This is a genomic window from Rhizobium sp. CSW-27 (assembly GCF_018760785.1).
GTDB lineage: Bacteria > Pseudomonadota > Alphaproteobacteria > Rhizobiales > Rhizobiaceae > Neorhizobium.
On sequence record NZ_JAHHZO010000005.1, the window covers coordinates 78,238 to 104,086 of the forward strand.

General features: G+C 64.5%; 13 protein-coding genes. 9 read left to right on the top strand and 4 right to left on the bottom strand.

Annotated features, from left to right (window positions below; translation table 11 throughout):
- The first annotated feature begins 64 nt into the window (after positions 1-64).
- A complete protein-coding gene (gene cls, locus KLP42_RS11745; protein WP_215566901.1) occupies positions 65-1,525 on the top strand; it encodes a cardiolipin synthase in 1,461 nt (486 codons plus the stop codon).
- Positions 1,526-1,600: 75 nt separating this feature from the next.
- Positions 1,601-2,419 carry an endonuclease/exonuclease/phosphatase family protein gene (locus KLP42_RS11750; RefSeq protein ID WP_215566903.1) on the top strand — a complete coding sequence of 273 codons (819 nt, stop codon included), beginning with the start codon at positions 1,601-1,603 and terminating at the stop codon, positions 2,417-2,419.
- Positions 2,420-2,424: 5 nt separating this feature from the next.
- Here the strand turns inward: KLP42_RS11750 and KLP42_RS11755 are convergent, their stop codons facing one another.
- Positions 2,425-3,549, bottom strand: a complete 1,125-nt coding sequence (locus KLP42_RS11755; protein WP_215566905.1) for an NAD(P)/FAD-dependent oxidoreductase — start codon at positions 3,547-3,549, stop codon at positions 2,425-2,427.
- 126 nt (positions 3,550-3,675) lie between these two features.
- On the bottom strand, positions 3,676-4,839 hold the full coding sequence (locus tag KLP42_RS11760; protein WP_215566907.1) for a M20 aminoacylase family protein: 1,164 nt from the start codon (positions 4,837-4,839) through the stop codon (positions 3,676-3,678).
- A gap of 525 nt (positions 4,840-5,364) precedes the next feature.
- Between KLP42_RS11760 and KLP42_RS11765 the strand changes: the two genes are divergently transcribed.
- Positions 5,365-13,839: a GH36-type glycosyl hydrolase domain-containing protein gene (locus tag KLP42_RS11765; RefSeq protein ID WP_215566909.1), complete on the top strand. Its 8,475-nt coding sequence runs from the start codon at positions 5,365-5,367 to the stop codon at positions 13,837-13,839.
- 85 nt (positions 13,840-13,924) lie between these two features.
- On the opposite strand, the gene KLP42_RS11770 is transcribed toward KLP42_RS11765, so the two are convergent.
- Both KLP42_RS11770 and KLP42_RS11775 read right to left on the bottom strand, forming a co-directional pair.
- Positions 13,925-14,893 (bottom strand): CE1 family esterase, encoded by a 969-nt coding sequence (locus KLP42_RS11770; protein WP_215566911.1) that lies wholly within the window; start codon positions 14,891-14,893, stop codon positions 13,925-13,927.
- A 146-nt stretch (positions 14,894-15,039) separates the two neighbouring features.
- Positions 15,040-16,812 (bottom strand): glucan ABC transporter ATP-binding protein/ permease, encoded by a 1,773-nt coding sequence (locus KLP42_RS11775; protein WP_215566914.1) that lies wholly within the window; start codon positions 16,810-16,812, stop codon positions 15,040-15,042.
- Positions 16,813-17,095: 283 nt separating this feature from the next.
- On the opposite strand from KLP42_RS11775, the gene KLP42_RS11780 reads away from it, so the two are divergent.
- The 6 genes from KLP42_RS11780 (at position 17,096) to KLP42_RS11805 (ending at position 25,824) form a co-directional block, all read left to right on the top strand.
- Positions 17,096-17,836, top strand: a complete 741-nt coding sequence (locus KLP42_RS11780) for a LuxR family transcriptional regulator (protein ID WP_215566916.1) — start codon at positions 17,096-17,098, stop codon at positions 17,834-17,836.
- Between the two features lie 129 nt (positions 17,837-17,965).
- Positions 17,966-21,424, top strand: a complete 3,459-nt coding sequence (gene pyc, locus KLP42_RS11785; protein ID WP_215566918.1) for a pyruvate carboxylase — start codon at positions 17,966-17,968, stop codon at positions 21,422-21,424.
- Positions 21,425-21,716: 292 nt separating this feature from the next.
- The gene (locus KLP42_RS11790) at positions 21,717-22,487 is read left to right on the top strand and encodes a DeoR/GlpR family DNA-binding transcription regulator (protein WP_215566920.1); all 771 of its coding nucleotides are present in this window, start codon (positions 21,717-21,719) and stop codon (positions 22,485-22,487) included.
- 35 nt (positions 22,488-22,522) lie between these two features.
- Positions 22,523-23,725: an MFS transporter gene (locus KLP42_RS11795; RefSeq protein ID WP_215566922.1), complete on the top strand. Its 1,203-nt coding sequence runs from the start codon at positions 22,523-22,525 to the stop codon at positions 23,723-23,725.
- Positions 23,726-23,814: 89 nt separating this feature from the next.
- On the top strand, positions 23,815-25,059 hold the full coding sequence (gene ispG / locus KLP42_RS11800) for a flavodoxin-dependent (E)-4-hydroxy-3-methylbut-2-enyl-diphosphate synthase (RefSeq protein WP_215566924.1): 1,245 nt from the start codon (positions 23,815-23,817) through the stop codon (positions 25,057-25,059).
- Positions 25,060-25,155: 96 nt separating this feature from the next.
- Positions 25,156-25,824, top strand: a complete 669-nt coding sequence (locus tag KLP42_RS11805) for a YiaD family glycine zipper/OmpA-like lipoprotein (RefSeq protein WP_215566926.1) — start codon at positions 25,156-25,158, stop codon at positions 25,822-25,824.
- The last annotated feature ends 25 nt before the right edge of the window (positions 25,825-25,849 follow it).

The window sequence follows — 25,849 nt, forward strand, 5'->3', positions numbered from 1 at the left end:
CTTCTTCATCATCGCGGCGGGATGACTGATTGCGCCCGCCGCGCCGAGCCCTATATTCCGGCGAATGCTGGATCTGTTTTCCCACTACTGGCCGCACATCGTCTTTGCGCTCTCCATCCTGATGGGCGTGCCGGCGGCCATTCATGTCACGATGACCAAGGAGGAGGTCCGCTCCGCCGTCGGCTGGGTCGGCGTCATCCTGCTGTCGCCGATCATCGGCGCGCTGCTCTACCTGATTGCCGGCATCAACCGCATCCGCCGCAGCGCGCTCGGAAACCAGCGGGAACTGCTGGGCGGCGCCTTCCTCGACCATATCGAAGCCTTCGATGCGGAGGATGTGGCGGTTGCGGCCCAGTTCGGCCGCCGCTTCCAGTCGATGAAGACGCTGGGCGACCGGATCAACCGCTATTTCCTCACCACCGGCAACGGGATCGAGGTGCTGGATGGTGGCGATACGGCCTATGAAGCCATGCTGGAGGCCATATCGGGGGCCAGGCGCAGCATCCTGCTCGAAACCTACATCTTCGACCGTGACCGCATCGGCCGGCGTTTTGCCGAGGCGCTGATCCAGGCGGTGAAGCGCGGCGTGAGCGTCCGGGTGCTGGTCGATGCGGTTGGCGCCCGCTATTCGGTGCCGAGCGTGCTTGGCCTGCTCACCGACGGCGGCGTGACGGTCGATGTGTTCAACGGCAATGTGATCATGGGCCTGCGCCTGCCCTATGCCAACCTGCGCACCCACCGCAAGATCATGGTGGTGGACGGCCGTGTTGCCTTTACCGGCGGCATGAACATTCGCGAGGCCTTTGCCCGCCATCCCGATGGCGGCATTCAGGCCATCGATACCCATTTCCGCGTCACCGGGCCGGTCGTGGCGGATCTCTTTTCGGTCGCGGCCGAAGACTGGCGTTTTGCGCATGGCGAACTGCTGTCCGGCGAGGCCTGGCGGATCGAGCCTCCGGCAACCCGGCCCGGCAGTCCCATGCTGGCGCGCGTGGTGGCCTCCGGCCCGGATCGCAGCGTCGAGACCAACCAGAAAATCCTGATGGGGGCCTTTTCCGTCGCGCGAACCTCGATCCGCATCGTCTCTCCCTATTTCCTGCCGGACCGGGAACTGATCGCCGCGCTTGCCACGGCGGCAAGGCGCGGCGTGGCGGTGGATATCATCGTGCCGGCCACCAACAATCTCACCCTGGTGGACCGTGCCATGACCGCGCAGTTCGACCAGGTGCTGAAGGGCGATTGCCGCATCTGGCGCGCCGACGGGCCGTTCAACCATTCCAAGCTGATGGCGGTGGACGGCCGCTGGGCCTATGTCGGATCCTCAAATCTCGATCCGCGCTCGCTGCGCCTCAACTTCGAGGTCGACATGGAAGTCTACGATCTCGACTTCGCCGGTGCGCTGGAGGCGCGCATCGACGCCATGCTCAGGACCGCCGCACCGGTCTTGCTGGAGGACCTGCAGGCGCGTCCCTTCGCCCTGCGGCTGATCGATCGCATCCTGTGGCTCGGCTCGCCCTATCTTTGACCGCGCCTCTGGAAGCCTTGCCGCAAGGCGCTATAGTCAGGTCATGATTCAGGCGATGACATTCCGGCGCCCCGCATGACGCAATCGACGAACAGCACCCTGCGGGCCAGCATTCTTCACTCGCTGCGCAATCGCAAGCAGCGCGGTGCAGCCGCCGGCGACGAGGACCAGAGCCAGCCGGATGCCTCGCTCCTGGTGGCCTCCTACAATGTGCACAAATGCGTCGGTGTCGACGGGCGTTTCGATCCCGGTCGCATCGCCCAGGTGATCCGCGAGATCGGTCCGGATCTTCTGGCCCTGCAGGAGGCCGATACCCGCTTCGGCGAGCGGCGCGGCCTGCTGGACCTTGCCTGGGTCGAGCGCGAGACGGGGCTGCAGCCGGTGCCGCTGTCCGGCGTTGCCAAGGCGCATGGCTGGCACGGCAATGTGCTGTTCTTCCGCCGCGGCGCCGTGCGCGACGTGCATCAGGTGAAACTGCCGGGGCTGGAGCCGCGCGGCGCGCTGATCACCGAACTCGACATGCCGGATGGGCGGATGCTGCGCGTCATCGCCGCCCATCTCGGCCTGCTCAACCGCTCGCGCCAGCAGCAGGCGCGCATGATCCTCGACATTCTCTCCGGACGCGGCGACGAACCCACGCTGCTGATGGGCGACCTCAACGAATGGCGGCTCGGCGACCGTTCCTCGCTGCATTCGCTCTCGCCGATGTTCCGCGGCATGCCGCCGGCCGTGCCGAGCTTTCCCTCCCGGCTTCCGGTGCTGGCGCTCGACCGCATCATGAGCAACCGGCCGGGCCTTGTCGGTGAGGTTCGCGTGCATGATACCGCGCTTGCCCGCATTGCCTCCGATCATCTGCCGATCAAGGCCAGATTGCGATTTGCCGAGAGCGGATAGAAGCCTCAGGCCGCTTTTGCCTGCCTGTCCGGCAGCAGTCGGTCGCCGACCTCGCGGGCAATGGCCAGCGAAGCGGTAAGACCGGGGCTTTCGATGCCGAAAAGGTTGACGAGGCCCGCAATCCCGTGTGCCTCCGGCCCGTCGATGCGGAAATCCGCCGCCGGATCCAGCGGTCCGCAGATCTTGGGGCGGATGCCGCTATAGCCCGGTGTCAGCGCATCCTCCGGCATGTCCGGCCAGTAGCGGCGGATGGCTTCGGCAAAGCCGGCCACCCGCTCCGGCCTGACCCGGTAGTCGATGGCATCGATCCATTCGACATCCGGCCCGAAGCGCGCCTGCCCGCCGAGATCGAGTGTCAGGTGCACGCCAAGCCCGTGGGCATGCGGCGCCGGATAGATGAGATGGCGGAACGGTGCGCGGCCGGCGAGCAGGAAGTAATTGCCCTTGGCATAGCGGGTTTCCGGAACTGTCCCTGCCGCCAGTCCGTCGATGGCCCGTGCCACCCGCGAGGCGGCAAGGCCGGCGGCGTTGACGATCATCTTGGTTGAAAGCTCCAGCGGTTCGGCGCCGCCGGTTCGAAGCACAAAGTCGTCGCCCGCGCGCCTTGCGGCAACAAAGGGGGCGTGAAAGGCAAACGCCGCCCCTTCGTTCTCGGCATCGCCCTGCAGGGCCAGCATCAGGCCGTGGCTGTCGATGATGCCGGTCGAGGGTGACAGAAGCGCGCCGACGCAGGCAAGCGCCGGTTCGAGCGCCTCGGCCTCCGCCGCCGTCAGCAGGCGAAGATCCGTGCAGCCATTCGCCTCGCCCTTCTGCCTGAGGCTTGCAAGCCCCTGCAGTTCCGCCGCATCGCTCGCGACGATCAGCTTGCCGGCGCGGCGGTGGTCCACGCCATGCGAGCGGCAGAACGCGTAGAGCCGCTCCCGGCCCTCGACGCAGAGCCTGGCCTTCAGGCTGCCCTCCGGATAATAGAGGCCGGCATGGATCACCTCGCTGTTGCGCGACGAGGTGCCGGTGCCGATGGCGCCCGCTTCTTCGAGAACCAGCACGGAGCGCCCGGCAAGCGCCAGTTCGCGCGCCGCCGCCAGCCCCACGACACCCGCACCGATGACAACGGCATCCACGTCCGCCATGGCTCGTCTCCCGTTTGCCTGTCCGGTCTCGCTCACGCGTGAGATTGCGCGGTGGCGCCGATGATCAAGGGCCGCTTCGGCCTCGGTGCCACCAAAACCGGTCGTTCCGTGCGCCTGCCGGCAACCTCAGGCGGTCTTCAGCCATTCCTCGGCAATCTCGACCCACATCGCCACCCCGATCGGCAGGGCGTCGTCGTTGAAGTCGAAGCGCGGATGGTGCAGCGGCGGGTCGTTGTCCGTCTTGCCGGTGCCGAGCAGGAAATAGGTGCCGGGACGTTCCGCCAGCATGAAGGCGAAATCCTCGCTGCCCATCGACGGCCGCTCGAGATCGATGACATTCGCTTCCCCCACGACGCGACCGGCCAGCCGGCGCACGAAATCCGTCTCGGCCTTGTGGTTGATCGTCGGCTCGTAGCCGCGCTCATAGGTGATCGTCACGCTCATGCCGTAGCTTGCCGCCTGACCTTCTGCCACTTCGCGAATGCGTCGCTCCAGCGTGTCGCGCACCGTCGGATCGAAGGAGCGGACGGTGATCGCCATTTCGGCCCGCTCGGGGATCACGTTGCTTGCCTTGCCGGAATTGAAGGCGCCGACGGTGATCACCGCCTGGTCCATGGCATGCAGGTTGCGCGAGACGATGGTCTGCAGCGCCATGATGATGCTCGCGCCGCACACGATCGGATCGCTGGCGTCCTGCGGCTCGGCGCCGTGGCCGCCGCGGCCGTTGACGACGATCAGGCACTCGTCGGCCGCCGCCATCATCGGGCCTTCCTTGACGGCGATCCTGCCGAAGGGAATGGCCGGATCGTTGTGCAGGCCGAACACCGCGTCGCAGGGGAAGCGCTGGAAGAGGCCGTCATCCATCATCAGCTTGGCGCCGGCGAAATTTTCCTCGGCCGGCTGGAAGATCAGGTTCAGCGTGCCGTCGAAATTGCGCCGTTCGGCGAGCGCGCGCGCAGCGCCCAGCAGGATCGCCGTGTGCCCGTCATGGCCGCAGGCATGCATCAGGCCGGGGGTCTGGCTGGCATGGTCGAGGCCGGTTTCCTCCAGGATCGGCAGGGCGTCGATATCGGCGCGGATGCCGATCGAGCGCTCGCTCGTGCCGTTCTTCAAGGTGGCGACGAGACCCGTCTGGCCAAGCCCTCGGGTCACCTCGTAGCCCATGGCCACCAGCTGCTCGGCAATGAAATCCGAGGTCTTGAACTCGGAAAGCCCGAGTTCCGGGTTCTGGTGCAGGAAGCGCCGGGTGGCGACAAGCTCGGGAAGGTAGTTGGAAAACTGGATCGTCATCGGCAAACCCCGGTCAGGAACTGGCATCGGCCGCAGGTCCTGCAGCCAGTGCCAGCCATAGCAGGCGGGCCGGCCGGGGTTAAGTCCCTTTGCACGCCAGCAGGTTCTGCGGACTGCGAGGGCGCGCGAAGCCGCCGGAAACGCCCCGCTTCAAGATCCCGCTTGAACGCGGCTGATCTTGATGTCATGGAACCAAAGGAGCTGAGGAGACTTACGCCCGTTGCCGGAGTTTTTACCCTGCCGCGACGCGCAGAAGACATATCGCATTCCCCATTCCAACCGGCTGATTACGTTCAGGTTTCATTCAGACCTGGCGCGATAGAGGCGAGCGATGACAATATTGGAGAAGCATGTGAACAGGTTTTCCCCGTCCGTTCGCGCATCCGGCGGCCGAAAAGGGCCGCGCCCGGTGTCATCCTCCATTCGTCTTCTTGCGCTTAAGGCTGAACGCCAAACCTGAACGGGCGCCTCCTCCCGCCGCCCTTTTTGCCAAGACAGTGCCACTCATTCTTAGAAGCCGACACAATGTCATTTCATCAGACGCCCTCTCAGACCCCGCGTGAAACGGAAGGCAAGCAGATCGACCACAACGAGGCGATCCGCGCGATCTACCTGAATGCCGAGGAGTTGCGCAGCTGCGGCGAGGCACTTGCCCGCGACGGCGCCCAGACGCTTCCGGGGCTGATGCCCTTCGATTTCCGCGAGCGGCACAAGGAAAACGAGAAGGAAATCCTTCGCGTCTATCGCACCACCGCCAAGGATGTGGAGGCTGGCGCCACCATTACTCCGGCGGCGGAATGGCTGCTCGACAACCACTACATCGTGGAGGAGGCGATCCAGGAGGTCCGTCGCGACTTCCCGAGGAAGTTCTACCGCCAGCTGCCGACCATCCGCATCGGCGGCATGGAGATGCCGCGCGTGCTGGCGCTTGCCTGGCTCTACGTCGCCCACACCCACAGCACGCTGAACCGCGATAACCTGACGGCGATGACCGAAGGTTTCCAGGTGCACCAGTCGCTGGAGATCGGCGAACTCTGGGCGCTGCCCTCCTTCCTGCGCTTCGTGCTGATCGAAAACCTGCGCCGCATCTCCATCCGCGTGGAAAAGTCGCGCCGCATGCGCCAGCAGGCCAATGACGCGGCGGACGAGATCATCAGGCTGAACGACGAGGCGGCCTCCGCCGAGATCCTGAAGAAGATCGAGCCGCTGACGGAAGACAATACTTTCTCGACGCAGTTCCTCTATCGCCTGCGCAACGCCTCGCAATCGCCCGCCTTCGCTATCGCCTGGCTGGAAGCGCGCCTCGATGCGGCCGGCACCGACACCGAAGAAGTGATGATGGCGGAGCAGAACCGCCTCTCCTCCGGCAATCTCACGATGGGCAACATCATCAAGAGCCTGCGCGAGATCGACGATACCGAATGGAGCGTCTGGTTCGAGGAGGTCTGCCTTGTCGACCAGGTGCTGCGCGCGCAGAGCGACTATAACGAACTCGACTTCGGCTCGCGCAATTCCTACCGCAACCGCATCGAGAAGATTGCGCGTTATTGCGGCAAGACGGAAATCGAGGTGGCTCGCGCGGCGATCGCGCTCGCCTCGGAAGCGGCCGCCGCCCCCGAGCCCGATCCGCACAAGGCCAATGTCGGCGCCTTCCTGACCGGCATGTACCGCACCGAGCTGGAAAAGCGCGTCGGCTATACGCCGAATATTGCCCAGCGCCTGCTGCGCACCGCGCAGAAGATGAACTGGTTCGCGGTGGCGATCCCGGTTCTGTTCTTCACCTTCCTGGCGCTTGCCATCGTGGGCGGCTTCCTGGCTCATGCCGGCATGAGCACGCCGGTCATCCTGTTGTTCCTGCTGATGTTCTCGCTTCCTGCCTCGGAAGGCGCGACCGGCCTCTTCAACACGCTCGTCACCTATGTGGTGAAGCCGGCGCGTCTCGTCGGCTACGAATTCAAGGAAGGCATTCCGGAGGATGCCCGCACGCTGGTCGTGGTGCCCTGCCTGATCACCAATCGCGATACGGTCGACGAACTGGTGCGCAATCTGGAAGTCCATTATCTCGCCAATCCGCATGGCGAGATCTATTTCGCGCTGCTGAGCGACTGGCGTGACAGCACGGTCGAGCAGACGGATGCCGACCTCGAAGTGCTGGAATATGCCCGCCGCGAGGTGGCGCTGCTCAGCGCCCGCTATGCCTTCGACGGCAAGACGCGCTTCTATCTCCTGCATCGCCGCCGCCTGTTCAATCCGTCCGAAGGTGTCTGGATGGGCTGGGAACGCAAGCGCGGCAAGCTGCACGAGCTGAACCTTTTGCTGCGCGGCGACAAGGACACGACCTACATGCCGGGCGCCAACGCGGTGCCGGAAAACGTGCAGTATGTCATGACGCTCGACGCCGACACCCGCCTGATGCGCGATGCGGTGACGAAGCTGGTCGGCAAGATGCACCACCCGATCAACCGTCCCGTGCACGACCCGAATTCCGGCCGCGTGATCCATGGCTACGGCCTGCTGCAGCCGCGCGTGACGCCGTCGCTGACCACCGGCAAGGATGCCTCGGTGTTCCAGCGCGTCTATTCGATCAGCCGCGGCATCGATCCTTATGTCTTCACCGTCTCCGACGTCTATCAGGATCTGACCGGCGAAGGCTCGTTCACCGGCAAGGGTCTCTATCACGTCGATGCCTTCGAGACGGCGCTGCGCGGCCGCATCGAGGAAAACGCGATCCTCAGCCACGACCTTCTGGAAGGCTCGTTCGCACGCTGCGCGCTCGTCACCGACGTGGAACTGGTGGAAGACTTCCCCACCCGCTACGAGGTGGAAGTGTCGCGTCAGCATCGCTGGGCGCGCGGCGACTGGCAGCTGCTGCCCTACATCCTCGACCCGATGCGCGGCGTCACCGCGCTCGGCCGCTGGAAGATGGTCGACAACCTGCGCCGTTCGCTGACCCCGATCGCCTGGTTCCTCTCCTCCGTGCTCGGCTGGTACTTCATGGACCCGCTCGGCGCGCTGATCTGGCAGATCCTCTTGATCTTCTCGCTGTTCGTGGCCCCCACCCTGTCGCTGATCACCGGCCTCCTGCCGCGCTCCACCGACATCGTGCCGCGCGCGCACTTCTACTCGGTCTGGTCGGATATCCGCTCGGCCAACGCCCAGGTGGCACTCCGCATCGTCTTCATCGCCGACTCGGCCTTCATGATGATCGACGCGATCGTGCGCTCGCTCTATCGCCTGTTCGTCAGCCGCAAGCTGATGCTGGAATGGCGCACCGCCGCCAGCATCCAGTCGTCGGCGCAGGGCAGCCCGCAGGATTACTACCGCTCCATGTGGCATGCGCCGGTTGCGGCCGTGTTCGGCCTGATGCTCGCCGCGCTGCCGGATGACAATGCCTTCCTCGTCGGCCTACCCTTCGTGCTGCTGTGGGTGCTGTCGCCGCTCGTCGCCTGGTATGTGAGCCAGTCTGCCGAGACGGAAGACACGCTGTTCGTTCCGGAGGCGGTGTCGGTCGAGCTGCGCAAGATCTCGCGCCGTACCTGGCGCTATTACGAAGCCTTCGTTACCGAAGACCAGAACTTCCTGCCGCCGGACAATTTCCAGGAGAAGCCGGAGCCGATCGTTGCCAAGCGCACCTCGCCGACCAATATCGGCGTCTACCTGCTCTCGACCGTCTCGGCCCGTCATTTCGGCTGGATCAGCTTCCAGGAAACGCTGGACCGTCTGGAGAACACGATCGCGACCGTCGAGAAGATGGACAAGTATCGTGGCCATCTGTTCAACTGGTATCACACCGATACGCTGCAGACGCTTGGGCCCCGCTATGTCTCGACCGTCGACAGCGGCAACCTTGCCGGCCACCTGATCGCCGTCTCGTCCGCCTGCCGCGAATGGGCGGAAGCGCCGTCCGCGCATCTCCAGGCCAATCTCGACGGCATCGGCGACGTGGCGGGCATCCTGTCCGAGGCGCTGAAGGAACTGCCGGACGACCGCAAGACGGTGCGCCCGCTGCGCCGGCGCCTGGAAGAGCGCATCATCGGCTTCGGCAACGCGCTCGCCGCCGTCAAGCGCGAGCACGAATTCGCCTCGATCCGCATCATCAACCTTGCGGTCCTGGCACGTGATATCCTGAAGCTGTCGACCAACCTCGACCACGAGGTCAGCTCCGCGCAGAGCACGGAAGTGACGCGCTGGGCAGACATGCTGGTGGCGGCCTGCGAGGCGCATATCGCCGACAGCACCTTCGACATGACGAATATCGAGCCGCTGCGCCAGCGCCTGATCCAGCTGCGCGACCGGGCCCGCAATCTGGCCTTCTCGATGGATTTCACCTTCCTCTACCGGAAGGATCGCCGCCTGCTTTCTATCGGTTACCGCGTCGAGAGCAACGATCTCGACGAGGCCTGCTATGACCTTCTGGCATCCGAATGCCGCCTGACCAGCCTGTTTGCGATTGCCAAGGGCGACTTGCCGACCGAGCACTGGTATCGTCTCGGCCGCCAGGTCGTGCCGATCGGTGCGCGTGGCGCACTGATCTCCTGGTCCGGCTCGATGTTCGAATATCTGATGCCGCCGCTCGTCATGCAGGAGCGCCAGGGCGGTATCCTCAACCAGACGAACAATCTGATCGTCGAGGAGCAGATGAACCATGGTCGCCGTCTGAACATCCCCTGGGGGATTTCGGAGGCCGCCTTCAATGCCCGCGACCACAACTACAATTATCAGTACACGAATTTCGGCGTGCCGACGCTCGGCCTGAAGCGCGGCCTCGGCCAGAACGCCGTCGTGGCGCCCTATGCCTCGATCCTCGCCAGCCAGTACAAGCCGCTGGAAGCGCTCGAAAACCTGCAGAAGCTGCGCGCCGTGGGTGCGCTCGGCAAATACGGCTTCCACGATGCGGTCGACTTCACGCCGACCCGCGTTCCGGAAGGCAAGCGTTGCGCCGTTGTGTTCAACTACTATGCCCACCACCACGGCATGTCGATTGCGGCAATCGCCAACGTCGTCAACAACGGCAAGCTGCGCGAACTCTTTCATTCCGATCCCGTCGTGGAAGCGGCCGAACTGCTCCTGCAGGAAAAGGCGCCGCGCGAAGTGCCGGTCATGGGCTCCAAGTACGAGCCGGAAACGCCCGGCAAGGGCCAGGCCGACCTGCTGCGTCCCGAAATCCGCACCATCCAGGATCCGGCCGGCCGCGACCGCGAAATGGTCTTCCTCTCGAACGGCCATTACTCGACCATGCTGACGGCAACCGGCACCGGCTATTCCCGCTGGAACGGCCTTGCGGTCACCCGCTGGAAGCCTGATCCGGTCGAGGATCGCTGGGGCAACTTCCTCTTCCTGCGCGATACCGCGACCGGCCAGTGGTGGTCGACGACGGCCGAGCCGCGCCGCATCGAGGGCGAGAAGGTCAAGACCGTCTTCAGCGACGAAAAGGCCGAATTCCACAAGACGGTCGGCACGCTCGTCTCCACGGTCGAATGCATCGTGGCCACCGAGCATGATGCCGAAGGCCGCCGCCTGACGCTGCTCAACACCGGCACCGAGGACCGCTTCATCGAAGTCACCTCCTACCTGGAGCCGGTGATTGCCAACGAGGATGACGACAATGCGCATCCGGTCTTCTCGCGGATGTTCGTCCGCACCGAGATCGGCCGCCGCGGCGATGTGATCCGCGCCTGGCGCAACAAGCGCAATCCCAACGAACCGGCCATGCAGATCGCGCATCTGGCGGCCGACAATGCGGGTGCCTCGCGTCCGACCGAGTTCGAGACCGACCGTCGCCGCTTCCTCGGCCGTGGCCGCACGCTGGCCGAAGCTGCGGCCTTCGATCCGGATGCGACGCTCTCCGGCACCGATGGCTTCACGCTCGACCCGATCCTGTCGCTGCGCCGCGTCGTGCGCGTGCCGGCCGGCAAGAAGGTGAGCGTGATCTTCTGGACCATCGCGGCGCCGAGCCGCGAGGAGCTCGACGTGGCGATCGAACGCTACCGCCACCCGGACTCGTTTGCGACCGAGCTGACCCAGGCCTGGACCCGCGTGCAGGTCCAGATGCGACATATCGGCGTCAACTCGCAGCAGGCCGCCGCCTTCCAGCATCTCGGCCGCTACCTCGTCTATCCGGACATGCATCTGCGTGCCGATGCCCAGACCGTGGAATCCGGCCTTGCCTCGCAGCGCCAGCTCTGGGGCCTGTCGATCTCCGGCGACCTGCCGATCTTCACGCTGCGCGTCAATGACGAAATGGACATGGAAGTCGTCAAGGAAGCCCTGTCGGCGCAGGAATATCTGCGTTCGCGCGGCGTGATGATCGATCTGGCCATCGTCAACGAAAAGCCTGCCTCCTACGCGCAGGACATGCAGCACGCGATCGACCAGATCAGCGAGAGCATCCGTCGCCTCGGCCAGACGGAAGGTCGCCAGCAGGTGTTTGCGCTGCGCCGCGACCTGATGGACGACACCACCTGGGCAGCACTGATTGCCGCCTCGCGCGTCGTCCTGCATGCCCGCAACGGCAAGATCGAGGATCAGGTGGCGCGCGCCGTCGCGCTCTTCTCCGCTCCGCGCGGTGTCGAGACCGAGATGGACCGCCGCGCATTGCTGTCGGCCGAGGATTTCGGCCGGCCGGTCGAGACGGATGGCGACGACCTGCAGTTCTGGAACGGCTATGGCGGCTTCTCGCAGGACGGCAGCGAATATGTCGTGCGTCTGGCCGGCGGTGGCGCCACGCCGCATCCGTGGATCAACGTCATCTCCAACGAAATCTTCGGCTTCCATATCTCGGCGGAAGGCGCAGGCTTCACCTGGAGCCAGAACTCGCGCGACTACCAGCTGACGCCGTGGTCGAACGATCCGGTCGTCAACCGTCCCGGCGAGGCCTTCTACGTGACGGATCTTGACACGGGCGTGGTGGCCACCCCGTTTGCGGCGCTGTCGCGCCGTCCCTCGGTGCGCTTCGAGACGCGCCATGGCCTCGGCTACTCGACCTTCGTCTCCGAGGATGACGGCCTGACGCTGACGCTGACCCAGACGGTCGATCGTACCCGCCCGGTCAAGTTCTCGCGCCTGGTCGTGAAGAACACCGGCACCGAGCCGAAGCGCCTGCGCGTCTATGGCTATGCGGAGTGGATCCTCGGCAACAACCCGCAGCGCACCCAGTCCTTCATCCTGAGTGGTCGCGACGAGGCGACGGGCACGCTGTTTGCCACCAATCCCTACAGCATCGACTATCGCCGCACGGCCTTCTTCGGTCTGGATGGCGAGGCTTCCGGCTTCACCACCAGTCGCCGCGATTTCCTCGGCCGGTTCGGTACGATTGCCGCGCCGACCGCAGTGACCGGACGTTCGGCGCTCAATGGCTCGCTGGAGCCGGACGGCGCGCCCTGCGCGGCGCTTGCCCGGGATATCGAGATCGCCGCCGGCGAGGAGAAGGTGGTGACCTTCTTCATGGGCGATTGCGCCAGCCGCGAGGAAGCGGCCGGTCTGGCCGCCGAGGTGAAGGTCCAGTCCTTCCACGGCGTGCTGAAGGAGACCAACGGCTTCTGGCAGGATTTCACCGGCCGCCTGAAGATCTCGACGCCGGACAAGGCGATGGATCTGATGGTCAATACCTGGCTGCCCTATCAGGCGCTCGGTTGCCGCATCCTGTCGCGCACGGCCTTCTACCAGTCGTCGGGTGCCTATGGCTTCCGCGACCAGTTGCAGGATACGCTGGCCTTCCTGATGCACGAGCCGGATCTTGCCCGTCGCCAGATCGTCAATGCCGCAAGCCGCCAGTTCAAGGAAGGCGACGTGCAGCATTGGTGGCTGCCGGGCACCGGCGCAGGTGTCCGCACCTCGATCTCGGACGACGTGGTGTGGCTGGCCTATGCGACGCACCAGTATATCCAGACGACCGGTGATGCCGCGATCCTCGACGAGACAACGCCCTTCCTGCAGGGGGCTGTGCTGACCGCAGGCCAGCATGATGCCTTCTTCAAGCCGGAAGTGACCGACGAGCAGGCCTCGCTCTACGAGCATGCCGCCCGCGCGCTCGATCTCGCCATCAAGCGGACCGGCGCCAATGGTCTGCCGCTGATCCTCGGCGGTGACTGGAACGACGGCATGAACCGCGTCGGCATCGGCGGTCGCGGCACGAGCGTCTGGCTGGGCTGGTTCCTGGCGGCAGCGCTGCGGCGCTTCCTGCCTTACGCGGAAGAGCGGGCCGATCAGGCACGCGTCGAACGCTGGACGGCGCATCTTGCCGCGCTGAAGCAGGCGCTGGAAACCGCGGGCTGGGACGGCAGCTATTATCGTCGCGGCTATTTCGACGATGGCGGCCCGCTTGGTGCCAACGGCAATCTGGAATGCGCGATCGATTCGCTCGGCCAGTCGTGGAGCGTGCTGTCCGGCGAAGGGGATCCAGCCCGTCAGCAGCAGGCGATGAATGCCGTGATGGACAAGCTGGTGGACGAGAAGGATGGCCTCATCCGCCTGTTCACGCCGGCCTTTGCCACCACGCCGAAGGATCCGGGCTATATCAAGGCCTATCCGCCGGGCGTGCGCGAAAACGGCGGCCAGTATACGCATGCGGCGATCTGGGTGGTGCTGGCGCTGGCGGCGCTGAAGCGCGGCGATGATGCCTGGAAGGCCTTCAAGCTGCTGAATCCGGTCAACCATGCGCTCGACCGGGCCTCGGCCGATCACTACCGCGTCGAGCCTTACGTCGTGGCGGCGGACGTCTACGGCGTCGGCGATCTCACCGGCCGCGGCGGCTGGACCTGGTATACCGGCTCGGCCGGCTGGCTCTACCGCGCCGCCGTCGAAGGCATTCTCGGCATTCGCCGCGAGGGTGACCGTCTCTTCGTCCGTCCGGTCCTGCCGGCGGAGTGGGGCGGCTTCTCGGCCGAGCTGACGCTGGATGACAGGACCTATGCGATTGCCGTCGAAATGACGGATGGCGAGGCACGCGTGACCGTCAACGGCACGGCCGTTACGGCCGAAGACGGCTTCCGCCTCGGCTGAGCCGGATCGAGCACGCAAAGAAAAGGCCCCGGATTGACCGATCCGGGGCCTTCTTCGTGAGGGGCTTGCTGATGGAGCCCTCTTCTCAGGGCGTAACGGTTTCGAAGAAGCGCCAGATCTCGTCGGTCGCGTTGACGGCGTAGGAGATCTTGCCGAGCTGCTTCTGGTAGCGCAGCAGGGCAGTGGAGGACGGCCAGGTGTGGCCGCCATCGCTGATCACGGTGGAGACGATGCGCGCCTTGCCGGCACAATCCTCGTACCGGCTGGTGCGTACCGTGCCGTTTTCGCTGACCGTCGGCTCGCCCTTGCAGCCGTCGAGCGCCACCCAGCGCTGCAGGGCAGCCTCGGCGCCATATTGCCAGTAGGGCAGGCCGCCGCCGTCATAGGGATTGATCTTGTCCTGCAGCCCGGCAAAGGCGATCAGCGACAGCGGCCGGGCCGGCTTGCATGTGTCGCTGTCCGGCGCCCATGTGCCGGCCGTCTCCTTTGGATAGCCGGCACGCAGGCCGACCACGAAGCCTGCCGCGGCAAACTCGGTATTGCCATTGCAGATATATTGCGACAGCACGCGGCCGCCGCCCGAAAAGCCGGTGCCGAAGATCCTGGTGTCATCGACGCAGAACCTGTCTTCCACCGCCTTGATCGCGTCGCGGATGAAGGCCATGTCGTCCGGACCGCCGGGCGCCGTGACACCCGGCACGTTCCAGGAGAAGGTCTCCGGCTTCTGCCCGGGCATCAGGCCCTGCGGCGCAACCGCGATGAAGCCCTTGGCTTCGGCCAAGCGCTCCCATTCGCTGCGGTCGAGCTGCTCGTTGCCGGTGCTGGTGCTGCCGTGGAAATCGAAGACCACCGGCACCTTGCGGCTGCCGTCATAGCCGGACGGAATGAAATAGGCGACCTGCCGTGCCTTGTCGCCCGACCGGACCTCCATCGTGTAGCGGCCTGCATCCTGCGGCGTGCCGCAGCCAGCGGCGGCCGCCGTTCCCGAAAGGCCCATCAGACCGATCAGTACCAGCAGGCCCGTTGTTGCTTTCCGTGCGAATTCCTCTTTCATGCGCTCCTCCCTCCTCATGCCTGCCGGTGCAAAAGATCGCGGCAGGGCGTCTCCCTAAATTAACCGACTATACGGTAGGTATAGCAGGTCCAGTGACAGAGCGAGGTGAGCGCCTGGTAAAGAGTGCGAAGCGTGTGACGGCCGTTTCAGGCCGGCTGGGCAACCGGCGCGGGCGCGGGTACGGCGCGCGTGTCGTCCGTCAGGATGCCGCTCGTCTTCAGAAGCGAGGCAAAGCGGCCGCCAAGCGCCGACAGTTCGTCATAGGTGCCCTTTTCGATGACACGGCCATGATCGAGGAACAGCACCACATCCGCATCGCGGACGGTGGAGAGGCGGTGTGCGATGATGAAGGTGGTGCGGTCCCGGCGCAGCCGGTCGATCGCTTCCTTGACGCGGGCCTCGGTTTCGACGTCCAGCGCGCTGGTGGCTTCGTCCAGCACCAGGATCGGTGCATTCTTGAGGATGGCGCGGGCAATGGCGATGCGCTGGCGCTCGCCGCCGGACAGGCGGTTGCCGCGCTCGCCGACATGGGTGTCGAAGCCGGCCAGACGGCTCTCGATGAATTCCGTTGCGGCGGCAGCCTCGGCCGCGGCGACCACCTCGCTCTCGCTCGCATCCTCGCGGCCGAGCCGGATATTTTCGGTGATCGACCGGTTCAGCAGGCCTGCATCCTGGAAGACGGTGGCGATGGAATGGCGCAGCGACTTTCGGGTGACAGTGGCGATATCGGTGCCATCGATCAGGATCTGGCCCTGCTGCGGGTCATAGACGCGCTGCAGCAGGTTGACGAGGGTGGTCTTGCCGGCGCCGGTCGGGCCGACAATCGCGACCGTCTGGCCGGCCCGCGCGGTGAAGGATACCTCGCGCACGCCCTGCGTGGTATTGGCGAAATCGAAGGAGACGTTGCGGAATTCCACCTCGCCGCGCACATGCGCAAGCTCGGCGGCGCCCGCCGGCTCCTCGCGCTCCTTGACGGAATCCTCCAGCCGGAAGAAGTCCTCAAGCTTGGACCGGGCCTCGAAGATCTGCGTGGCGAACTGGCGCAGCAGATCCAGGCGGCCGATCAGCAGGTTGGCAAAGCCGATGAAGGCGATCACGTCGCCGACCTTGATCTCGCCATTGCGCACCAGCACCACGCCGATGACCAGGATGATCAGCATCGAGACGGTGGAGGCGATGCGGTTCAGCGCGCTGGCGAGCGCCCACCAGTCCAGCACCGGATACTGGGCGGTCAGCAGCTTCTCGGTGAAGCCCTTCAGCGCCCGGGTCTCGGCCTCGATGCGGTTGTAGCTGTGCAGCACGGTGACGTTGCTGATCGAATCGCTGACATGCGAGAAGACCGTGTGATAGTGCCCCTCGACGGAGGCCTGGCCTTCCTTGGTGCGGTTCATGACCGTGCGGCCGATGATCCAGTAGAGAATGCCAAGCACGATCAGCACCGAACTCAGCCGCCAGTCCATGGCAAGGGCCGTGGGCAGCATCAGGCCGAGCGCCACGATGGTGGAAAGGTGCGTGCGCATGAATTCCAGCCACAGGCCGAACAGGGTCTCGCTGGCGCGCAGCAGGGTATGCAATGCGTTCGAGGTGCCGCGCTGGTGGTGCCAGGCAAGCGGCATGGAGATGATGCGGCCGAAGGCTTCGGTCAGCAGCGTGGCGCGGCGGCCATGCGCCAGACGGTCCGCCTCGCGCGCCACCAGCACATAGGCCAGCGTGTTGAACACGCCGAAGCCGCCCCACAGCAGCAGGATGGGCGTCACGTCGCCGCCGCCGGAAATCGCGTCGATGATGCGCCCGAACAGGATCGGCTCGGCAATGGTGATGACCGCCAGAACGATGTTTGCAATGACCACGAGCGTTACGCGGATCCGGCTGGATCCGAGATATTTCAGAGCGCGGGCATAGACCTGGAACAGACTCAACGGTGTGACCTCGGTGTGACGTCGATACGTATAACGGCCGCAGCGTTAGCACGCCCCACCTGTATGCAGTGTGAACGGGAACCGGCCTCGCCTGTGGAGCAATATTGCCCAAAAATGGGAAGGAGCAAGAACAGGCTTGCAATCTGTGCGAGAATGGCGCCCACTATCGATGACATCGAACTTTTCTCGGTCTCGATTGCGCCTGATAAGGGTTTGATTATAAACGTGAAAATAATAAAGTTCTAACATTAGAAGGCCACGGACTGCGTGGCAGGGGGTATGAGTGAAGATTCACTCAATTCTGCAGCTCTTGATCCTGATCAATGAAACGAAGACGCCGGCAGAACTGACGCGGGAACTCGAGGCGCTTCTTTCCATCTACGACTTCGATTTCTATGGTATCTGGTTGAACCAGAAGCCGAATTCAGACCAGGCCAATCTTATGCTCGCCGGCCACTGGCCGGAGGGATGGCGCAAGACCTATGCCACCAAGAAATATGGGCTGATCGATCCGATGCGGCGCATGCTGATGGTGGCGCAGCGTCCGTTCCGCTGGTGCGATGCCGTGGAGGCGTTCCGCGACGACCCCTATCATAAGCGAACCGCTAGGATGCTGCAGGACGCAGCCCGCTACCGCATTATCGACGGTTATACATTCCCGATCCATGGCCGCACCGGCCTGCTCGGACAGGTTGCCATTGGCGGCCAGCCGGTTGATCTTTCTCCGGCTGAACTGTCCCTGTTTGACACCGCGGCGCGACGACTGTTCTGGCGGCTTCTGGAAATGCAGGGTGCCGCCAGCGATCTGGAGCGCAGCGGCGGCCATGACACGGAGCTGACCAAGCGGCAGATGGAGGTGCTTTCGCTGCTGGCCGACGGGATGACCTCGAACGAGATCGCCCGCGAGCTGCAGATTTCCAGCCATACCGTCGACTGGTACATCAACGTGATCCAGGAGAAGTTCAACGCCAAGAACCGACAGCATGTCATTGCCATGGCCTTTCGTCTCGGACTGGTCAGCTGACAGCTGGGTGACAGCAAGCGCATATAAAAATTGCGCCCCCTGCCGGCGGGAAATTGCACTTCGCTAAAAAGCCGGTAATGATCTCCTTCGCGGGTGCAGCATGCCCGCGAAAGCGAGTGGGAGATCGTCTTGAAGATATCGAAAATTCTTGTCGCCAACCGATCCGAAATTGCCATCCGCGTGTTTCGCGCGGCCAACGAACTGGGCATAAAAACGGTTGCGATCTGGGCAGAGGAAGACAAGCTTTCGCTGCACCGGTTCAAGGCGGACGAGAGTTATCAGGTCGGCCGCGGCCCGCATCTTTCGCGTGATCTCGGCCCCATCGAAAGCTATCTCTCCATTTCGGAAGTGATCCGCATCGCCAAGCTTTCCGGCGCGGATGCGATTCATCCCGGTTACGGCCTCCTCTCCGAAAGCCCGGAATTCGTCGAGGCCTGCAACGAGGCGGGCATTATCTTCATCGGCCCGACGGCCGATACCATGCGCCAGCTCGGCAACAAGGTCGCGGCCCGCAATCTGGCAATTTCCGTCGGTGTTCCGGTCGTGCCGGCCACCGAGCCGCTGCCGGACGATATCGAGACCGTCAAGAAAATGGCCGCCGAAATCGGCTACCCGGTGATGCTGAAGGCCTCCTGGGGCGGTGGTGGCCGCGGCATGCGCGTCATCCGCTCCGAAGCCGATCTTGCCAAGGAAGTGACGGAAGCCAAGCGCGAAGCCATGGCTGCCTTCGGCAAGGATGAAGTCTATCTCGAAAAGCTGGTGGAGCGTGCCCGCCACGTGGAAAGCCAGGTGCTGGGCGATACGCATGGCAATGTCGTGCATCTTTTCGAGCGTGACTGCTCCATCCAGCGGCGCAACCAGAAGGTCGTCGAGCGGGCGCCGGCGCCTTATCTGTCGGAAGCACAGCGGCAGGAACTGGCCGGCTATTCGCTGAAGATCGCAGCCGCCACGAACTATATCGGCGCCGGCACCGTCGAATATCTGATGGATGCGGATACGGGCAAATTCTACTTCATCGAGGTCAATCCGCGCATTCAGGTCGAGCACACGGTGACCGAAGTCGTCACCGGCATCGACATCGTCAAGGCGCAGATCCACATCCTCGAAGGCGAGGCGATCGGCACGCCGGAATCGGGCGTTCCGGCACAGGAGAACATCCGTCTGAACGGCCATGCGCTGCAGTGCCGAATCACGACGGAAGATCCGGAGCAGAATTTCATTCCCGATTACGGCCGCATCACCGCCTACCGTTCGGCGGCCGGTTTTGGCATCCGCCTCGATGGCGGCACTGCCTATACCGGGGCGATCATCACGCGTTATTATGATCCGCTGCTGGTCAAGGTGACGGCCTCGGGCGGCACGCCGCAGGAGGCGATCAGCCGCATGGACCGCGCGCTGCGCGAATTTCGTATCCGCGGTGTCGCGACCAACCTGACCTTCCTCGAAGCGATCATCGGCCATCCGAGTTTCCGCGACAATTCCTATACGACGCGTTTTATCGATACGACGCCGGAGCTCTTCCAGCAGGTCAAGCGGCAGGACCGTGCCACCAAGCTGCTCACCTATCTGGCGGATGTCACGGTGAATGGCCATCCGGAGGTCAAGGGGCGTCCGAAACCGTCGGAAAAGGCACCGAAGCCGGTGGTGCCCTACATCAACGGTGCGGTTCCTGCCGGCACCAAGCAGAAGCTCGACGAACTCGGCCCGAAGGGTTTTGCGGCCTGGATGCGGGCGCAGCCGCAGGTGCTGTTGACCGATACGACCATGCGCGACGGGCACCAGTCACTGCTCGCCACCCGCATGCGCACCTTCGACATTGCCCGTATCGCGCCGGTCTATGCGCGGGCGCTGCCGAACCTCTTTTCGCTCGAATGCTGGGGCGGGGCCACCTTCGACGTCTCGATGCGCTTCCTGACGGAAGATCCGTGGGAGCGTCTGGCGCTGATCCGTGAGGGCGCGCCAAACTTCCTGCTGCAGATGCTGCTGCGCGGTGCGAACGGCGTCGGCTACACCAACTATCCGGACAATGTGGTGAAATATTTCGTCCGGCAGGCAGCGAAAGGTGGCATCGACCTGTTCCGCGTCTTCGACTGCCTGAACTGGGTCGACAACATGCGCGTCTCCATGGATGCGATCCAGGAGGAGAACAAGCTCTGCGAGGCAACGATTTGTTATACCGGTGATCTGCTCAACAGCGCGCGGCCGAAATACGACCTCAAATATTACACCGCTCTTGCCGCCGAGCTGGAGAAGGCCGGCGCCCATATCATCGCGGTAAAGGACATGGCCGGTCTCCTGAAACCGGCGGCTGCCCGCGTGCTGTTCAAGGCGCTGCGCGAGGCGACCGACCTGCCGATCCACTTCCACACGCACGACACGTCCGGCATTGCCGCGGCCACCGTGCTGGCGGCCGTTGATTCCGGCGTCGATGCGGTCGATGCCGCCATGGACGCCTTCTCCGGCAACACCTCGCAGCCCTGCCTCGGTTCGATCGTGGAAGCGCTGTCCGGCACGGAGCGTGATCCGGGTCTCGACCCCGCCTGGATCCGCCGCATCTCCTTCTATTGGGAGGCCGTGCGCCACCAGTACGCGGCCTTCGAGAGCGATCTCAAGGGGCCGGCTTCGGAAGTTTATCTGCACGAAATGCCGGGCGGCCAGTTCACCAACCTCAAGGAACAGGCCCGGTCGCTGGGGCTCGAAACCCGCTGGCACGAGGTGGCGCAGACCTATGCGGACGTCAACCAGATGTTCGGCGATATCGTCAAGGTCACGCCGTCGTCCAAGGTCGTCGGCGATATGGCGCTGATGATGGTCTCGCAGGACCTGACGGTCGCCGATGTCGTAAACCCCGACAAGGACATCGCCTTCCCCGATTCCGTCGTCTCGATGCTGAAGGGCGATCTCGGTCAGCCTCCGGGCGGCTGGCCGGAAGCGCTGCAGAAGAAGGCGCTGAAGGGCGACAAACCCTATACCGAGCGTCCCGGCTCACTGTTGAAGGAGGCCGATCTCGAGGCCGAGCGCAAGGTGATCGAGGAGAAGCTCGGGCGTGCCATCGATGACTTCGAATTCGCCAGCTACCTGATGTACCCGAAGGTCTTCACCGACTTCGCGCTGGCCGCCGATACCTATGGTCCGGTCTCTGTTCTGCCGACGCCCGCCTATTTCTACGGCATGGCGGATGGCGAGGAACTGTTTGCCGATATCGAAAAGGGCAAGACGCTGGTGGTGGTGAACCAGGCGGCGAGTGCGCCGGATGCGCAGGGCCTCGTCACCGTCTTCTTCGAACTGAACGGCCAGCCGCGCCGCATCAAGGTGCCGGATCGCAGCCGGGCGGCCGCCAGCATTGCCCGTCGCAAGGCCGAAGCCGGCAATGCCGCGCATCTGGGTGCGCCGATGCCGGGTGTCATTTCCCGCGTCTTCGTGGCCGCCGGCCAGAAGGTCAAGGCGGGTGACGTGCTGCTCTCCATCGAAGCGATGAAGATGGAAACGGCGCTGCATGCGGAAAAGGACGGCGACGTGGCGGAGGTGCTGGTGAAGGCCGGCGACCAGATTGACGCCAAGGATCTGCTGATCACCTATACGGCCTGATCCACTCCGGCCTGTCTCAGGCCGGCCGGGCATCCGGCGGCCTGCCTCAGCAATGCGTCTTCTCCCCCGCAGGCGAGGGGGAGAAGGGACCAGCGAAACCGTGTGATTCATGTCCGTCGCGGCGGATGGTTGCACTCCGCTTTCCGGCCCTGCCGGGCCTTCGGGCACCCCCCTCAATTCTCTGTCTTCACCCGGCCTGCTCACGAAAGGTGACGGGCTGCCAGCTTTTGTGGCTTGAATGCTGGTTCATGCATGTTTATCCGTGTTGATGCGTGGTTTTGCGGAGAGTGTGATGACGGAACTGATGGTGCAGGAGAGGCAGGCGGAAATCCTGCGGCGCCTGAAGCAGGAGGGGCGGGTGGTTGCCACCGCGCTGGCCAGCCTGTTCGGCGTGTCGGAAGACACGATCCGGCGCGATCTGCGCGACATGGCGACCGCCGGTCTCTGCGAGCGGGTTTATGGCGGTGCGCTTGCCATCGGTCCCGGCCGCACCACGCTGAAGCAGCGCATCGGCGTGGCAGCCGAGCGCAAGAAGACGCTTGCCGCTGCGGCCATCTCGCTGATCCCGGCGCAATGCCTCGTCTATTTCGATGCGGGCAGCACAAATCTTGCCATTGCCGAGGCGCTGCCGGACGATCTGGCGCTTACCGCTGCAACCAATTCGCCGGCCATTGCCCTTGCCCTGCAGGAGAAGCCGCTGGTGGAAGTCATCCTGATCGGCGGCAGCCTGGACCGGGTGGCGGGCGGATCGGTTGGGGCGCGCGCCATCGAGGCCATGGCACACATCCGTCCGGATCTCTGCTTCATCGGCACCTGCGGCATCGATGCCGATGGCGGGCTCTCAGCCTTCGGGCTGGAGGATGCGGCCTTCAAGCAGTTCGTTGCCGCCCGCAGCCGCAGGGTCGCCGTGGCGGCGACGCGCGAAAAATTCGAGGTCTCGGCCCCCTATACGGTGGCGGCGGCCGACCAATATCACTGCCTGCTGACCGAGCCGGGTATCGATCCGGCTCGGCTGAGGTCCGTTCGGGATGCCGGCTGCCAAATCGTCGTGGCCGGGACGTGAGGGGTCTGAAAGGACCCCGGGGAGAGAGCATTGCAATGACTGACAATCCAGCCGTGAGCGGCGCGCTTGCCCGCGCGCCCGTCGTCACCCGCGAGCGCGCGGCCGTGGCGCTGATGTTCCTGATGAACGGCTTCCTGATCGGCGCCTGGGCGCCGAAGATTCCGGAATTTGCCGCGCGACTGTCGCTTGGCGAAGGCGCGCTCGGCCTGATGATCCTGGCCTTCGGCGTCGGCTCGATCCTGATGATGCCGGTTGCCGGCATCCAGATCGCCCGGCTCGGTTCCACCTGGGTCACGCGCATTGCGGCCCTTCTGGCGCTGCCGACGCTGCTTTTCCTCAGCCTGGTCGGCAGCATCTGGACGGGTGCCATCGCCATCTTCCTGTTCGGCGGCCTGATCGGCGCGATGGATGTCGCGATGAATGCCAATGCCGTGGCGACGGAGAAGCGGATGCGGCGCTCGATCATGTCCTCCTGCCACGCGTTCTGGAGCCTTGGTGGCCTGTTCGGTTCGGCAAGCGGCGGCCTGCTGATCGCCTGGCTCGGCGTCGTCGGCCACAGCCTGCTCGTCACGCTGCTGGCGGCGGCCATGGTGGCGGCTGCGTGGCCCATGATGCTGCTGGACCAGCCGCATCCGGAAGAAGCCAAGGAAAAGGTACGCCTGCCGATGACGCCGCTGCCCTGGCTTATCGGTGTCGTGGCACTGTTCAGCATGATCCCGGAGGGCGCGATCCTCGATTGGGGCGCGCTCTATTTCCGCAACGAACTCGGTGCCTCCGTACAGCTGTCGGGCCTTGCCTTCGGCGCCTTTTCGCTCACCATGGCGGCGATGCGTTTTGCCGGCGATCTTGTGCGTGACCGTTTCGGGGCGGTCAACACGCTGCGTTTCTGCACGGTCGCCTCGATCATCGGCTTGCTGACGGCGGGGCTTGCGACCGGGCCGGCAATGGCCATTCTGGGCTTTGCCATTGCCGGCATCGGCATATCCAACATGGTGCCGATTGCCTTTTCCGCCGCCGGAAACCTGCCGGGCATGGCGCAGGGCATCGGTCTTTCGGTCGTCACAACCATGGGCTATTCCGGCATTCTCGTTGCGCCCTCCGCCATCGGCTTCATTGCCGAACATACCGGTCTGGCAGCCATCTTCATCGGCCTGCCGGTGCTGCATCTGGTGGTGCTGGCGCTTTCGGGCCTTGCCCGCCATGCGGACAGGGCCGCGGGCAGCGCGCATTCGCCGTGACGGCGCGAATGTGATCCGGCGCGGGTGTTGACAAGCCCCCGCGCTTGATCCACCTGAAAGGCACTTCTGCTTCAAGTGCGAGATCTCCGATGGTTGCCGATTATGATCCGAAACCGCGTCGTGCCTCCGTTGCCGTCGATGTGGGCGGCGTCATCGTCGGCGGTGGCGCGCCGGTCGTCGTCCAGTCGATGACGAACACCGATACCGCCGATGTGGATGCGACCGTCGCCCAGGTGGCGGCGCTCTTCCGGGCCGGCTCCGAAATCGTGCGCATCACGGTCGACCGCGACGAGAGTGCCGCTGCCGTGCCGAAGATCCGCGAGCGGCTGCTCAGGCTCGGCATGGATGTGCCGCTGGTCGGCGATTTCCATTACATTGGCCACAAGCTTCTGGCCGATCATCCGGCCTGTGCCGAGGCTTTGGCGAAATATCGCATCAATCCCGGCAATGTCGGCTTCAAGGACAAGAAGGACAAGCAGTTCGCCGAGATCGTCGAGATGGCGATCCGCTATGACAAGCCGGTGCGCATCGGCGTCAACTGGGGCTCGCTCGACCAGGATCTCCTGACGCGGTTGATGGACGAGAACCAGAAGGCCGGCTCGCCGCTTTCGGCCCGCCAGGTGATGCACGAAGCGATCTGTCAGTCGGCGCTGCTGTCTGCGGAACTCGCCGAAGAGATCGGCCTGCCGCGCAACCGCATCATTCTCTCGGCCAAGGTCAGCCAGGTGCAGGACCTGATCGCCGTCTATTCCATGCTCTCCGAGCGTTCCGACCACGCCCTGCATCTCGGCCTCACCGAAGCGGGCATGGGATCGAAGGGCATCGTCGCCTCCTCTGCGGCCATGGGTTATGTGCTGCAGCAGGGCATCGGCGATACGATCCGCGTGTCGCTGACGCCGGAGCCGAATGGCGACCGCACCCGTGAGGTGCAGGTGGCGCAGGAACTGCTGCAGGTCATGGGCTTCCGGCAGTTCATTCCGGTTGTTGCCGCCTGCCCCGGCTGCGGCCGCACCACCTCCACCGTGTTCCAGGAACTTGCCCAGCGCATCCAGGACGATATCCGCAAGAACATGCCGGTCTGGCGCGAAAAATATCCGGGTGTGGAGGCGCTCAACGTCGCCGTGATGGGCTGTATCGTCAACGGCCCGGGCGAAAGCAAGCATGCCGATATCGGCATCTCGCTGCCCGGCACCGGCGAGACGCCGGCCGCCCCCGTGTTCATCGACGGCCAGAAGGCGCTGACGCTGCGCGGCCCGAACATCGCCTCGGATTTCGAGGCGCTGGTCATCGACTATATCGAGAAGCGCTTCGGCCAGAAGACGGCTGCCGAGTAAGGTTGGAGCGCTCATCGAACGGCGGCTGGACGTCCTCGCTATTGCCGCAATTCATGTTAAAGGAATGCGAACCGACATGACGGGGACGAAGATTCGATGCTGAAGAAAATTGTGCTTGTCGCGATGTGCGCGACCTATCTTTCCGCCTGCACCACGACCGATCCCTATACGGGGCAACAGAAGACCTCGAACCTCGCAGGCGGTGCGGCCATTGGCGCCGGCCTCGGTGCGCTGGCAGGTCTGGCCGTCGGCGGCTCGGCGCATGGCCGTCGCGATGCAGCCCTGATCGGTGCCGGCATCGGCGCGCTGGCCGGTGGCGCCATCGGCAACTACATGGACCAGCAGGAAGCGGAACTGCGCGCCCAGTTGCAGGGCACCGGCGTCTCCGTCACCCGTGTCGGCGATCGCATCGTCTTGAACATGCCGTCGAACATCACCTTCCCGACGGACCAGGACCAGGTGCTGCCCGGCTTCTATGCGACGCTGAACTCGGTCGCCATCGTGCTGAACAAGTTCAACCGCACCTTCATCGACGTGAACGGCCATACCGATTCCACCGGCAGCGTGGCCCATAACCAGGCTCTGTCGGAACGCCGCGCGGCCTCGGTTGCCAACTATCTTGCCACGCGCGGTGTCGACCAGCGCCGCATGTCGACGCTCGGCTTCGGCGCCTCGCAGCCTGTGGCCTCGAATGCCACGCCGGAAGGCCGCGCCCAGAACCGTCGCGTGGAAGTGCAGATCGCACCGATCACCAACAACGGCTGATCGGCCGCTCGAATGTCCAGCGAAA